At 73.9% G+C, this 13,038-nt stretch carries 11 protein-coding genes; 6 read left to right on the top strand and 5 right to left on the bottom strand.

What is annotated here, in order from left to right:
* Positions 1 to 35: 35 nt before the first annotated feature.
* The gene (locus J4709_RS04350; RefSeq protein WP_208237091.1) at positions 36 to 785 is read left to right on the top strand and encodes a hypothetical protein; all 750 of its coding nucleotides are present in this window, start codon (positions 36 to 38) and stop codon (positions 783 to 785) included.
* Positions 782 to 1,960 (top strand): glycosyltransferase family 4 protein, encoded by a 1,179-nt coding sequence (locus tag J4709_RS04355; RefSeq protein ID WP_208237093.1) that lies wholly within the window; start codon positions 782 to 784, stop codon positions 1,958 to 1,960. Before J4709_RS04350 ends, J4709_RS04355 begins: the two co-directional genes overlap by 4 nt.
* A gap of 40 nt (positions 1,961 to 2,000) precedes the next feature.
* Here the strand turns inward: J4709_RS04355 and J4709_RS04360 are convergent, their stop codons facing one another.
* Positions 2,001 to 3,527 (bottom strand): hypothetical protein, encoded by a 1,527-nt coding sequence (locus J4709_RS04360; protein ID WP_208237095.1) that lies wholly within the window; start codon positions 3,525 to 3,527, stop codon positions 2,001 to 2,003.
* A gap of 169 nt (positions 3,528 to 3,696) precedes the next feature.
* Between J4709_RS04360 and J4709_RS04365 the strand changes: the two genes are divergently transcribed.
* Entirely contained in the window at positions 3,697 to 4,725 is a 1,029-nt protein-coding gene (locus J4709_RS04365) for a CDP-alcohol phosphatidyltransferase family protein (protein WP_208237097.1), read from the top strand.
* 46 nt (positions 4,726 to 4,771) lie between these two features.
* Here the strand turns inward: J4709_RS04365 and J4709_RS04370 are convergent, their stop codons facing one another.
* Positions 4,772 to 5,842 (bottom strand): hypothetical protein, encoded by a 1,071-nt coding sequence (locus tag J4709_RS04370; RefSeq protein ID WP_208237099.1) that lies wholly within the window; start codon positions 5,840 to 5,842, stop codon positions 4,772 to 4,774.
* A 153-nt stretch (positions 5,843 to 5,995) separates the two neighbouring features.
* On the opposite strand from J4709_RS04370, the gene J4709_RS04375 reads away from it, so the two are divergent.
* Positions 5,996 to 6,880 carry a hypothetical protein gene (locus tag J4709_RS04375; protein WP_208237101.1) on the top strand — a complete coding sequence of 295 codons (885 nt, stop codon included), beginning with the start codon at positions 5,996 to 5,998 and terminating at the stop codon, positions 6,878 to 6,880.
* A 16-nt stretch (positions 6,881 to 6,896) separates the two neighbouring features.
* On the opposite strand, the gene J4709_RS04380 is transcribed toward J4709_RS04375, so the two are convergent.
* The 3 genes from J4709_RS04380 to wecB form a co-directional block, all read right to left on the bottom strand.
* Positions 6,897 to 9,107, bottom strand: a complete 2,211-nt coding sequence (locus J4709_RS04380) for a glycosyltransferase (protein WP_232382996.1) — start codon at positions 9,105 to 9,107, stop codon at positions 6,897 to 6,899.
* Between the two features lie 86 nt (positions 9,108 to 9,193).
* Positions 9,194 to 9,928 carry a hypothetical protein gene (locus J4709_RS04385; RefSeq protein ID WP_208237106.1) on the bottom strand — a complete coding sequence of 245 codons (735 nt, stop codon included), beginning with the start codon at positions 9,926 to 9,928 and terminating at the stop codon, positions 9,194 to 9,196.
* The gene (gene wecB / locus J4709_RS04390; RefSeq protein WP_208237108.1) at positions 9,925 to 11,040 is read right to left on the bottom strand and encodes a non-hydrolyzing UDP-N-acetylglucosamine 2-epimerase; all 1,116 of its coding nucleotides are present in this window, start codon (positions 11,038 to 11,040) and stop codon (positions 9,925 to 9,927) included. The genes J4709_RS04385 and wecB overlap by 4 nt, the downstream gene beginning before the upstream one ends.
* A gap of 81 nt (positions 11,041 to 11,121) precedes the next feature.
* Between wecB and J4709_RS04395 the strand changes: the two genes are divergently transcribed.
* Entirely contained in the window at positions 11,122 to 12,570 is a 1,449-nt protein-coding gene (locus J4709_RS04395; protein ID WP_208237109.1) for a glycosyltransferase family 4 protein, read from the top strand.
* Positions 12,571 to 12,664: 94 nt separating this feature from the next.
* Positions 12,665 to 13,038: NAD(P)-binding domain-containing protein (locus tag J4709_RS04400; RefSeq protein ID WP_232382908.1), on the top strand; the 374-nt coding region annotated here is incomplete at its 3' end.

Here is a 13,038-nt window from a genome sequence, read left to right on the forward strand (position 1 = left end):
CTCGGACATTGGACGCCGTGGCGAACCATTGCCGTGTGGGCTCCGACGACCGCCTGCGCATCCGGTGGCCCGCACCCCTGCCGGAGGGGTGCCGGGTCGCGCTGCGGCACCGGGCGTCGGGCGAGACGCGCCCGGCGCCCGTGGCGGGCGACCGGCGCTCGCTGGAGGTGGACGTGGCCGGTCTGGCGACCGGGACGTGGGAGCCGGTCTTCGAGGCCGGGGACGGCGCCGTCCTGCCGGTGCCGACGGACGACCCGGGCTTCTCGCTGGACGAGCTGCGCGCCTACTCCGGACTCCCGCGGGAGCAGGCGGTCCGCGTGGTGCGGACGCGGAAGGGGCACGCCCGGCTGCGCGTCCGCGCGGTCGCGCCGCACGCCGAGGTCGCGGCGGTCCACCCGCGCGACGGCGAGATCCGGGTCGACGGGTGGCTCGCGTACGCGGGCCCGCGGCCCGGCGAGACGGCGCGGCTCGTCGCCGCGGCGCGCGAGGGCGGCGGCACCGTGTCCGGTGAGGCCCGCCTCGACGGGACGGCGTTCCACGGCCGGCTGCCCGTCGAGGCGTTCGCCGCCGCCGAGCCCGCCCTGTGGGACCTGTGGCTCGACGTGGGCGACGTGCACGCCCGCCTCGGCACCTGGCTGGACGACGCGCCCGGCAAGCGCGGCAAGCTCTCCTACCCCCGGCAGGTCGCCGCGCCGGGCGGCCGGGAGATGGCCGTGCGCCCTTACTACACCGAGCGGGACCAGCTCGCGGTCTCGTGCCGCCCCGCGGGGGACGACGGCACATGAAGATCACTTTCCTGCTGCTGGAGGCCTTCTCCATCGACGGCACCGTCCGCTGCACGTTCACCCTCGCCGACGAGCTGTCGCGGCGGCACGACGTCGAGGTCGTGAGCGTGCTGCGGGACCGGGACAAGCCCGTCCTGCCGCTGTCGGACCGGGTGCGGCTGCGCTCCCTGGTCGACCTGCGGCCCGGCGCGGCCGTCCCGTGGCCGCACACCGCGCGCGCCGAGCGGCTGATGCCGGAGCCGTCGGCGATGGTCCACCCGGAGGAGCGCAGCTTCAACAAGTACAGCGCCTGGACCGATGACCGGCTGACCCGGTTCCTGCGGCGCCCGCACACCGACGTGCTGGTCACGACGCGCGCCGGGCTGAACCTGGCGGCGGCGCGGCTGGCCCCCCGCCGGGTGGTCGTGGTCGGCCAGGAGCATCTCCAGCTCGGCATCAACGAGCCGGGGATCCTCGCGGAGATCAAGGAGTGGTACCCGCGGCTGGACGCGCTCACCTGCCTGACCGCCGCGGACCGCGCCGCCTACGAGGAGCTGCTGCCCGCCGGGACGTGCCCGGTGCGCACGATCCCGAACGGGCTGCCGGCCCGGGTGCATCCGCGGTCCCGGCAGGAGAACCGGGTCGTCGTCGCGGCCGGCCGGGTCGTCTGGATCAAGGGCTACGACCTGCTGATCGACGCGTTCGCGAAGGTCGCGGAGAAGCGCCCGGAGTGGAGCCTGCGGATCTACGGGGACGGCCCCCGGCGCGAGGAGCTGCGCCGCCGGGCGACGCGGCTCGGGCTCTACAACAACGTCCTGATGATGGAGCCGACCGACGACATGGAGGGCGAGCTCGCCAAGGCGTCGGTGCTCGCGGTGTCCTCGCGCGCCGAGTCGTTCGGCATGACGATCATCGAGGGGTTCGCGTGCGGGCTGCCGGTGGTCGCGTTCGACTGCCCGTGCGGGCCGCGCGAGATCGTCACCGACGGCCGCGACGGGCTGCTCGTCCCGCCGGAGGACTCCGGCGCGTTCGCGGAGGCGCTGCTGCGCATGATCGACGACGTGGAGCTGCGCCGGGACATGGCGGTGCACGCCGCGGCGGCGGCGTCCCGGTTCGACATCGCCGTGGTGGCCGAGAGCTGGGAGCGGATGCTGGCGGAGCTGCAGGCCCGCCCGCGCCGCCACACCGGGCGCTAGGCGCCCCCGGGCCTGCCGTCGGGCGCCTGGCGGCCGGACATCAGGCGCTGAGGGACTTCTCGGCGGCGGGCGCGTCGTCGTCCTGGCCCTCGCCCGGGCCGTCCACCGGGTCCTCGCGGACGCGGCGCGGCGACGGGATGAGCGCGAGGCCGAGCGCCACGCACGCGAACGGCACGGCGGGCAGCACGTAGCGGTAGTCGAAGTCGGCGGTCGCCGCCGGGATGACCAGCAGCGCGAGGCTCGTCCCCCACGGCATGAGCGCGCCGGTCCCCCAGTGCCGGACGGGCCCGAACCACCGCCACCGGGTGCCGCGCCGCCCGATGTGCGGCAGCGCGAGCACCAGCCCGCCGAGCAGGACGAGCCCGAGGACCGTGCCGGGCATCGACATGTGGCTCTGGTACGTCAGCATCCGGCCGGCCCAGGGCTGGACGACCTTCGTCTCCCCGCCGGCCGGGTCGTACTTCGCGGCCACGAGCGCCTGCTCGTCGTCCCACGACTCGCCCGGGGAGAACCTGTACTCCAGCCACGTCCACGGCGTCGGGTACGGCTCGCGGTTCCAGTCGAAGGACCGCCAGGTGTCGCGGACCACGATGCGCGCGTAGTCGCCGGGCTGCTTCTCGATCGCGTCCTTGGTGAACTCGCTCGCCATCCGGTTGGCCTGCTCCCCGGTGATCCATCCGGGGATCTGCCGGAACGGGGAGTCGGGCGTCCACAGCACGGCGAACGCCGGGGCGATCTGCGGGTTGCTGTCCTTCGGGCACATGATCCGCAGCTCGGGCGGCGGCTTGATCTTGGCGCAGTCGGCGAATGCGGCGGTGCGCCCGTAGATCCAGATGGAGCTCGCCCGGGTGACGGTGAAGTCGCCGTAGGTCTGCTTGAACCAGTACATGTAGCCGCCGAGCGGCAGCACGAACGCGATCACCGCGGCGGCGAGGGCGCGCCACCCGGCGCGCCGCAGCAGCATGCCGAGCAGGATGATCGCGACGAGCGGCAGCCCGGCCGACCTTGTCACCGCGGCGAACGCGGCGAGCATCCCGGCGAGCGCGCCGAGCCACCACGTCGCCCGGCGCCGCCACAGCGCGGCCGTCACCGCCGCCAGCAGCAGGAACGTGAACAGCGAGTCCGACATGAGCAGGTGCTCGAGGGCGAGCTGGTAGCTGTCCAGCAGCACCGGCACCGTCAGCGCGGCGCCCAGCAGCCCGGGGACGAGGTGGCGCCAGGCCAGGCGGCCCGCGTCGCCGCCGGGGCCGACCGGCCACGCCGCCCGCCCGGCCCGCCAGACCAGCAGGTACACCAGGACGCCGCAGAGCACGCCGATCGCGTGCTGGACCGCCACCATCACCGTGAAGGAGTGGAACGGCTTCAGCATCCACAGCAGGATCGGGTAGCCGCTCGGCCGGGTCTCGCCGGGCCGGAGGTCAAGGGCGGCCTGGAGGTAGCTGGGCGAGTCGCCCGTCCAGTGTGGCGCCGGATACCCGCGGACCGCGACGATCCGGATCCAGACGGCCACCGCCAGCACGCAGGCGAAGGGCAATTGGGCGAGAACTGCCATAGGTCTGACGCGCACCGCCAAAGCCTACCCAGGGCCATCGATCAAAACGATCCGGACGAGCGGCACAGGCGTCCCGTAGGCCTCGTCTCCCCCACTAACCGAGTCACGAGTCGGTGACAATGCCCGAGACCGCATCCGGACAGCCGATACCATCGAGCGGTTCCAGGACGAAAGGAATCCCTCCATGGCGAACTTCACGCTCGACGACGTTCGGCAACGGACGTACAAGGCGCGTGACGCGTGGTGGACGGTCGTGCTGGTCGACCCGCTCGCCTCCCACCTGGTGAAGTTCACCGCGAACCGGACGCGGATCACGCCGAACCAGCTGACCGTGGGCGCGCTGGTCCTCGGCCTCGGGGCGGGCGCCTGCTTCGCGGCGGCGTCCTGGCCGTGGCTGCTCGTCGGCGCGCTGCTCTACCACCTGTCGTTCACGCTCGACTGCATGGACGGCAAGATCGCGCGCCTCAAGGGCACCGGGTCGGTGTTCGGCGCGTGGCTGGACTACATCTTCGACCGGGTGCGGGTGCTGGCCTGCGCGGTCGCGCTGATGGCCGGGCAGTACGCGGCGACGGACAACGTCGCCTACGTGTGGACGGCGCTCGGCGTCGTCTTCCTGGACATGCTCCGCTACATGGACGCCCTGGAGATCTACAAGGTGCGTTCGCAGATGCGGACCACGCTGATCGAGACGCGGCGCCAGGCGGAGGAGCTGGAGGAGGCGGTCCGGCGGGCGAGCGGCGCCGCGCCGGAGGCCGGCGAGGTCGGCGCGGACCTGCGCTCGGCGGAGGGCGCGCTCGGCGCCGACCCCGAGATGGAGGAGCGGGTCCTCGGCGACACCGACCGCGCCAACCACGACCTGCAGGCGGGCTTCTACAAGCGGTTCCCCTGGTACCTGCGGATCCGCAACGTGCTGCTGCGCGGCCGGATCCGCCCGCACCTGATCAGCGGCATCGAGTTCCAGATGGGCGTGTTCATCGTCGCCCCGGTGATCGCCGCGGCGGTGCCGGGCGCGATCATCCCGGTGGTGTGCGTGAGCGCGGCCGGCATGCTGGCCTTCGAGCTGTTCATCATCTACAAGTTCTGGCTGTCCAGCCGGGACTACAGCCGCAGCCTCGCCAGCCTGAACGGCAAGATCGAGGGCTACCGGGCGCAGCTGCCCGCCGAGGAGATCGGCGAGGCCGCCGGCGCCGCGGTCGTCGGCAGCTCCGGCTGACCCTCCCGTCCGGTCTCCGCCCGCGGGTGGAGGCCGGATGAGGCGGTCAGGACGCCGACAGCGCGCCGTCGCGGCAGGTGTCCCACGGCTCGCCGCCCTTGACGGGCCCGGTGATCGAGACCGTGCCGCCGGACGCCACGCTCGCGAAGGTCCGGCGGGCGACCGTCCCGCAGGTGAGGGTGAACGGCCGCCTGGGCCCGCTCCCGTCGATGCGGCCGGAGCCGCTCAGCTCGACGACGCCCCGCTCCCGGTCGACGATCCACAGGCCGCCCCGCTGGACGACGGCGGTGATCGTCGGATAGGTCCGCACCCGCCAGGTGAGCTTCCCGAAGTCGGACACGGACTCGTCACGCGACTTGATGTCGCCATAGGGAGTGAGACCGAACGGGCATTCCGCCCTGGGAACGCCGCGGGTCTCCGCGCACCGGTCGATGACCGCGTCGTACGCCTGCGACACCGCGCGCTGCCCGGCGGGCGTGACGGTGAACTCCGGCACCACGCCCACCCACCCCGGTGAGGAGCCGTTGGCACCGGGAAGTACGGGCGTCTGCCCGGCGGCGACCCGGAGCAGGTCCTGCCGGCCCTGGTAGAAGCGGTAGAGGCCGGGGAGCACCCGGTACTCCACGCTGAGGCTCTCGGTCCGGGGGTCCCCCTGGTAGGGCGCCCGCATCCCGCCGGCCTCGACGTAGTCCATGGCGGTCGCCTGGAACCGCAGGCTCATCAGCGGCTCGGCGATCCGCACGCCGCCCCGCCCCTTCACCAGCTTCACGGTCCCCTCGTACCGCTTCCGGTGCTCCCCGATGAGGACGACGGTGACCTCGGCGTCGTCGTCTCCGCTGTACTCGAAGCCGTCCGTCTCGGTGACGGCGCCGATCCTCCAGTGGTCGAGGGCGCGGGGCGCGAGGAACCGCGCGGCCTCCCCCGCCGGCGGCTCGGCCTTCGCGATCTTCAGCGCCTTGCGGACGTCGTGCTTCCTGATCGCCTCGTAGTAGCCGCGGACCAGCGTGACCGTCTCGGGCGGTCCGTGGGTCGCGTGGAAGGCCGCGGCCAGCAGGACCCCGGCCAGCGTGATGCCGCCCGCGACGGCCCGGCGCCGCCGGTACCGGAACTCCCGCACAGGCCGTCTCCTGATCACTCGGCGATGCCCCTCAGACGGCGGCCCGGACCCGCCCGGTTCTCCGTCGGCCGTTTCCGGCCAGGTCAGAACCGCCGCCCGGCGGCGTCCATCAGAGTCGGCGTCCATCAGAGTCGGCGGCGGAGGTGATCGCGCGTGGGCGACGGCGAGGGGCGGCATCCGGCCGCAAAGCTGTACGGGCGGGCCTCGCTGTGCGCGGCCGTGGCCGCGGTGGCGCTCCTGCTGGCGTTCGCCCGCCCCTGGGGCTCCGGGGAGTCCGCCGCGCAGGGCGCCGCGCCGTCGCCGGGCCCGTCTCCCCAGATCAGCGCTTTCGCCACGCCCGCCCCGAAGGCGGCCGACGCGGGGACGGTCCGGATCGTCGACCACGGCTTCAGCACCCGGCGGGACGCCGCCGGCGAGGAGCAGGTCAGCTGGGGGCTCGTCCTGGAGAACACCAGCCGGACGTCGGCGGCCGCCGTCCCGGTGACCGTCGGGATCCTCGACCGCGGCGGCGCGCAGCTGATCGGGAAGGTGAGCGACTTCGCCCGGCACCGCAGCACCCCCTACATCCTGCCCGGCGCCCGCTACGGCATCGGCGACGACACCTACGTGAAGCGGGCCGGCGCCGCCCGGCTCAGCTTCGCGCTCGGCGCCGTCCAGTGGCTCCCGCCCGGCGACCAGCGGGTCCCGCATCTGACCGCGAGCCTGGTCAAGGCAGACCTCTACCGGGTCGACAAGACGCAGTTCTTCTGGCTCGCCGATCCCGATCGTGCCGAGATGCGCCGGGAGCGGCGGTACGACCTGTCGATCACGTTCCGGGTCGAGTCCGGCGCGTCCGCGGTCTACGACGACGGCCACGCCTCAGCCGTCCTGCGGGACTCCCGAGGCCGGATCGTGGGCGGCACCGGTCCGGCCGACACCGACGCCTACACGTCCTTCCCGCCGGGCTGGTCCGTCCAGGCGATCCACACCAGGGGCGTCCCGCGCACCGTCGACGTCAAGCACATCGAGATCTACCCCGAGCCCTCCTACCAGCTGTGACCCGCCCCGCTCGCGGTCATGGGGCGGCGGCGAGGAGGTCGGTCCACTGGCGGCACACCTCGTCCAGCCCGTAGGCGGCGCGGACCTGGTCGCGGGCGAGGCGCGCGTCGTCCTCCCAGCGGCCGAGGGCGACCGTCCCGGAGATCGCGGCGGCCATCGCCGACGGGTCGGCGTGGATCCAGCGGGTGTCGTAGATCGTCTCGGCGCCGGGCCAGCCGAGCAGCGCGGGCACCGCGCCGGACGCCATCCCCTCGGCGGGCGCGAGATGGAAGCTCTCGTCGTCGCTGGTGGACAGCACGAACCCGATGCGGCGCAGCCAGGACGCGACGTCGCGGCCGTAGGAGTCGAACACGACGCCGCCGGACAGCACCGGCGACCGGCGGATGCGGCGGAACACCTGCTCGTAGTGGGCGCGCTCCTCGTCCTTCTGCCAGATCCACCAGTACTCCCACGGGAGCTTGGACTTGACGAAGAGGGTGAAGCGCGGGTCGTCGCGGCGCAGCTCCTCCAGCGCGTCCAAGGCGAGGTCGAGGCGCTTGCGGGACGGGGCGATGCCGATCATGCCGAGGTGGTGCTCGGCGCCGGCGAGCTTCGGCCGGTCCAGCTGCCGGTCGTCCACCCAGTTCGGCACCGTGGTGATCTTGGACATGGGCCAGCCGAGGATCTCGTGGGTCAGCCGCGCGTAGTGCGGGCTGACGCAGATGACCTGGTCGACGGCGTCGATGTCGAGGTGGCGGGGCCAGCGCGCGTACAGCTCGAAGCGGTGCAGCCGGACGACGAGCCGCTGGCCGGGCCGCTTGCGCTGGGCGAACCAGATGGCGTTCGGCCCGCACCACTCGCAGACGATCACGTCGGCCCAGTCGACGAGCTCCTGGCTGCGCTCCTCGTCGTGGACGCGCAGCGCCGCCCACGGGTCGACGCGCACCTCCATGTCGGGCCGCGACCTGAGGTAGTCGAGCAGGCGGGTGAAGAACTTCAGGTCGTGGCCCGCGACGCCGACGCGCAGGCGCCGCTGACCCGCGGCGGGGACGTGCGGACGGGTCGGCGCGTCCGGCTGGGCGGCGCGGCGCTCGTGCTCCGCGGCGGCGCCGAGGACGGCGGCGGACGGCTCCGGGAACGTCTGCGCGAGGCAGTCCCGCAGGCGCCCGGCGGCGGCGTCCAGGGTGAACGCTTCGGCGGCGGTGCGGCAGCGCTCGGCGGCGAGCGTGTACACCTCCGGGTTCTTCCCGATGATCGTCAGCGCGTCGAGGACGTCGTCCTCGGTGGCGGAGAACAGCGGGTAGTCGGCGCCGAACAGCCGCTCGTGCATCGGCGTCCGGTTCAGCACGACGGGGACGCCGAGCGTCCCGCACTCCAGCACCTTCGTGGACAGCTCCAGGCTCGCGTCCATCTCCGGGTGCCGCCACGACAGCCCGACGTCGGCCGCCGCGGTCAGCCGCATCGCCTCGGCGCGCGGGTGGCCGCCGTGCCAGACGACGCCGTCCCCGGACTCCAGCGCGGTGCGCATCCGGACCGCGAACCCGGGGTCCTTCGGGTCGTCGTGGATCTTGTCGCCGACCATGTGCAGCTCGGCGTCCACGCCGCGCATCGCGAGCAGCCGCGGCAGCGAGGTCATCTCGTAGGTGTTCCAGCGCGGCGCGAACTTGCCGGTGTAGACGAGCTTGAGCGCGCGGCCGTCCGGGGTGCCGTCGGGCCGCGGTTCGAGGCCGTCGGGCAGCACGACGACGGGCGGGAACAGCACGCTCTTGCCCGCGGTCGCGGGGACGGCGCTCTCCAGGAAGCCGCGCAGCTCCTCGGTCTGGCAGAGCAGCACGCGGGACGCGTCGGCGATGCGGCGCAGCTCGCCCTTGGCGGAGCCGGTGAACTCGCCGGCGGACTGCGGGACGTCGGTCAGGTACGTCCAGAGGCGTCCGGCGAGCGGCCCGTGCGACAGCTTGCCCGCGAGGCGGCGGCCCCGGACGACGGCGAGGTCGAACCCCGTTCCCGGGGGGTGCGGGGGGTCGTCCCCCCACGAGTCACGCTGCTCGGCCTCGTCGATGCGGGCGAGGACGGCGGCGGCCTGCTTGGCGGGCATGCCCGCCTCGCCGTCGACCAGGCCCTCGGCGTGCGGGCTGCGGACGGTGACGCCGGGCAGGGCGCGCAGCGGGTCGACCAGCCGGCCGGTCCGGACCGGGGCCTTGAGCACCAGGGTGACCGCGCAGCCGGCGCGGGCGAGCGCCTGGACCATGCCCTGGGCCCAGATCGCCGATCCGTCGATGAGGTTGAGGTCGACGTCTCCGTAGACGAGGGCACGTGGTCGCACAGCAGTTCCTTTCAACGAGGCAGCGTCATTTCCGGAGGCGCGCCCCCGGTCCCCCCGGGCTCCGCCCGGTTCGCGGGGTCCGCCAGTCCGGCGAGGCGGCCCGGCGTGGCGGCGGTGGCGTCCCAGTCGAGGAGCGCGAGCGTCGCGGGCGGCGCCTCGCCCCACAGGACGAGCGGCAGCGACCGGGCGCGGGCCAGCGTGCGGACGTCGTGCAGCGCGCGGTCCCGGTCGTACATGCCGGGGACGCCGAGGTAGGCCCACGGCCCGCCGGGCTCGCCCGCCGCCGCGTCGACGAGGACGAGGTCCACGTCGGCGGTGTCGAGGACGATGGTGGCGTCGTGCGGGTAGAGCGGGACGACCTTGGCGTGCTCGCGCAGCGCGATCGCCGTCGCGGGGGCGAAGATCCCGGCGACGACGATCCCGTCGTGGGGCGCGGCGGCGAGCAGCCGGTCCTCGGGCCGGTCGATCCGGTCGAGCTGGAGCCGCTCGCCGCCGGACGGCGCGGGGCCCTGCTCGGGACCGTTCCGCTTGCGCCAGAGCCGGTACAGCTCCTTCGGCAGCCGGGCGCCGCGGCGGCGCGGGTTGCGGGCCGCGCCGGCGACGAGCCGGCCGAACTGCAGGGCGACGGAGGTCTCCAGGGCGCCGAGGCGCCGTTCCAGTTCCTGGACGCGCGCCTCGCGCTCCCGGAGGGCGGCGCGCAGCCGCGCCGCCTGCCGGTTCGCCTTCGCGCCGTCGGGTCCGCTCATCCGAGGGCTCCGTTCTCGCCGAGATACGTCATGACGACTTCCGCGATGCGGGGGCCGGCGTGGCCGTCCCACAGCGGCGGCTTCCGCTCGCCCGCCTGCGCGCCGGACTCCAGGGCCTTGCGGGCCGCGGGGACCAGTTCCTCGAAGGTGACGAGCCGGTTGGTCCCGTGGGTGATGGTGATGGGCCGCTCGGTGTTGGGCCGGACGGTCAGGCACGGCACGCCGAGGATCGTCGTCTCCTCCTGCAGGCCGCCGGAGTCGGTGACGACCGCCGCGGCGCCGCGCACGGCGGCGATGAAGTCGATGTAGCCGAGCGGGTCGAGGACGTGCACCCGGTCGTGGTCGTCGAGGCCGGCGGCCAGCAGGTTCGCGCGGCCGCGCGGGTGCACCGGGATGACGAGGTCGGCGAGGTCGGCGACGCCGTGCAGGTGCCGGACGAGCGCGGCGGCGGTCCGCGGCGCGTCGACGTTCGCGGGCCGGTGCATGGTCGCGAGGACGTACCGGTCGGGCAGCCCGTGCGCGGCGCGCACCTTCGCGGTGTCGAAGGAGTCGAGGTTGGCCAGCAGCGTGTCGATCATCGGGTTGCCGACCAGGTGCGCGCGCTCCACCGGGACGCCCTCGTTCGCCAGGTGGCCGATCCCCTCGGGGCTGGTCACCAGGCAGATGTCGGAGAGCTGGTCGGTGAGCCGCCGGTTCACCTCCTCCGGCATGGTCATGTCGAAGGAGCGCAGCCCGGCCTCCACATGCGCGACCGGGATGTGCAGCTTGGCCGCGACCAGCGCGGCGGCGATCGTCGAGTTCACGTCGCCGTACACGATGACGAGCGCCGGTGAACGGCTCGTGAACTCCCGTTCAAGGCCGACCATGAGGGCCGCGGTCTGCTCGGCGTGCCCGCCGGAGCCGACGCCGAGGTTCACGTCGGGCTCGGGCAGTCCGAGCTCGTCAAAGAAGATCTCCGACATCCGGGCGTCGTAGTGCTGCCCGGTGTGGATCACCGCCTGGTCCGCTCCGGCGGCGCGCAGGGCGCCGATGACCGGAGCCGCCTTGACGAAGTTCGGCCGCGCGCCGAGGACGTGCACGATGGGTGCCACCACAATTTCCTTTCTGTTCATCGGGGTTGCCTACGCTCCGTCGCCGTGCGGAACATTGCCCTGAAAAGGCTTTTCTCGGGGGCGTGGGGGTCGTCCCCCACCATGAAGCGCCCGGTCTACCTGCTGGGACTCACCTGGCGGCAGGTCCGTGACGATCCCGGGCGGGCGCCCCGGCTGGCGGTGCGGCTGCTGGCCCGGGCGGCGCCCGGGCCGCTCGGCGGGCGCCGGCTGCGCCGGTCCCGGCTGGCGGTGCCGCGGCCGCGCGGCGCCCGGCGGGAGAACGCGGAGCTGCGCGCCCTGCTGGCGCACACCCCGCCGGCCTCCGGCCGCGCCGCCCGGTCCCGGAGCGGTTCCGGGACGGGCGTGCTGCAGTTCGTGACGAACGCGCTGCCGGCGACGAACGCCGGGTACACCGTCCGGACGCACCGGATCGCGCTGGCGCAGCGCGAGATGGGGTTCGACACCCACGTCGCGACGCGGCTCGGGCACCCGCTCAGCCAGGGCGTCGGCGACGCGCGGGCCCGGGTGGAGGTCGACGGCGTCCCGTACCACCGGCTGCTGCCGTGGCTGCCGCCCGCCGGGCCCGTCCGGGCCGTGGCCAAGGGCGCCGACCTCGCCGGGCGGCTCGTCGAGGAGCTGCGCCCGGACGTCCTGCACGCGGTCAGCAACCATCTGAACGCGGCGGTCGCGCTGGAGCTGGGCCGCCGGCACGGGCTGCCCGTCGTGTACGAGGTGCGCGGGTTCCTGGAGGACTCGTGGCTGTCGCGCGACCCGGCGCACAGCGAGTCCGACGAGTTCTACCGGCTGACCCGGGAGCTGGAGACGCGGCGGATGGCCGAGGCCGACGCGGTCGTCACGCTCGGCGAGGCGATGCGCGCGGAGATCGCGTCGCGCGGCGTCCCCGAGGAGAAGATCTTCGTGGTGCCGAACGGGGTGGACGAGGCGTTCCTGGAGCCGCTGCCGGACGCCGCCGGCCTGCGCGCGGAGCTCGGCATCGCGGCGGACGCGACGGTCGTCGGCCTGACGTCGTCGTTCTACGGCTACGAGGGCATCGACACGCTGGTCGACGCGGCGGCGCTGCTGCGCGACCGCGGCGCGCCGGTGACGCTGCTGCTGGTCGGGGACGGGCCCGAGCGCGGCGCCCTGGAGCGGCGGGCCGCCGGGCACGGCGTTCACGCCGTGTTCACCGGGCGGGTGCCGATGGGTTCCGTTCGCCGCTACCACGCGCTCCTCGATGTGTTCGCGGTTCCGCGCCGGGCGGACCGGGTGTGCCAATTGGTGACGCCTCTCAAACCGCTGGAGGCGATGGCCGGGGGAATCCCCGTCATAGCCAGTGATGTCAGGGCACTTCGCGAAATTGTGGAACCCGGCGTGACCGGGGCGTTAACAGTTCCAGAAAACGCGGAAGCATGGGCGAATTGTCTGGAAGACCTGGCTTACAGTCCCGAAAGTAGGCAAAAAACAGGACAGCGGGCCCGGGAATGGGTTCGGGCGGAACGCACCTGGCGGGCCGTCGCGACGGGATACCGGGCCGCTTACGGCCTCCGCTGAGGCACTCCTCGGCCGGCCGCGCCTGAACCGAATCGCCATACCTGACATCCGGGAGCGCGCCGAGCGCGCGCACCGACCGCGAAGGGAGCCGGGCATGGATCTGGTGGTCATCGGACTCGGCTATGTGGGACTTCCGCTGGTACGGGAGGCCTGCCGGGCCGGACTGCACGTCGGCGGCCTGGACCGCGACGCCCGCGTCGTCGCCGGCCTCAAGGCCGGCCTGTCGCACATCGACGACGTCTCACCCGCCCAAGTGCACGACATGCTGGCGGCCGGGTTCACCCCCAGCCTGGACGACACCGTCCTGGAAGGCGCCCGCACCGTCGTCATCTGCGTCCCCACCCCGCTGTCACCCGACGGCGGACCCGACCTCACCGCCGTGCGCGGCGCCGCCGAGACCATCGCGCGGCGCCTGGAACCGGGCATGCTGGTGGTGCTGGAGTCCACCACCTACCCCGGCACCACCGA

Source organism: Actinomadura violacea, from assembly GCF_017573465.1.
In the GTDB taxonomy this organism is placed as follows: domain Bacteria; phylum Actinomycetota; class Actinomycetes; order Streptosporangiales; family Streptosporangiaceae; genus Spirillospora; species Spirillospora violacea.

Coding starts and splice junctions, on each gene's coding strand:
- J4709_RS04355 (WP_208237093.1), top strand. CDS start 782: ATGAAGATCACTTTCCTGCTGCTGGAGGCCTTCTCCATCGACGGCACC.
- J4709_RS04365 (WP_208237097.1), top strand. CDS start 3,697: ATGGCGAACTTCACGCTCGACGACGTTCGGCAACGGACGTACAAGGCG.
- J4709_RS04380 (WP_232382996.1), bottom strand. CDS start 9,107: ATGGTCCAGGCGCTCGCCCGCGCCGGCTGCGCGGTCACCCTGGTGCTC.
- J4709_RS04385 (WP_208237106.1), bottom strand. CDS start 9,928: ATGAGCGGACCCGACGGCGCGAAGGCGAACCGGCAGGCGGCGCGGCTG.
- wecB (WP_208237108.1), bottom strand. CDS start 11,040: ATGAACAGAAAGGAAATTGTGGTGGCACCCATCGTGCACGTCCTCGGC.
- J4709_RS04395 (WP_208237109.1), top strand. CDS start 11,122: ATGAAGCGCCCGGTCTACCTGCTGGGACTCACCTGGCGGCAGGTCCGT.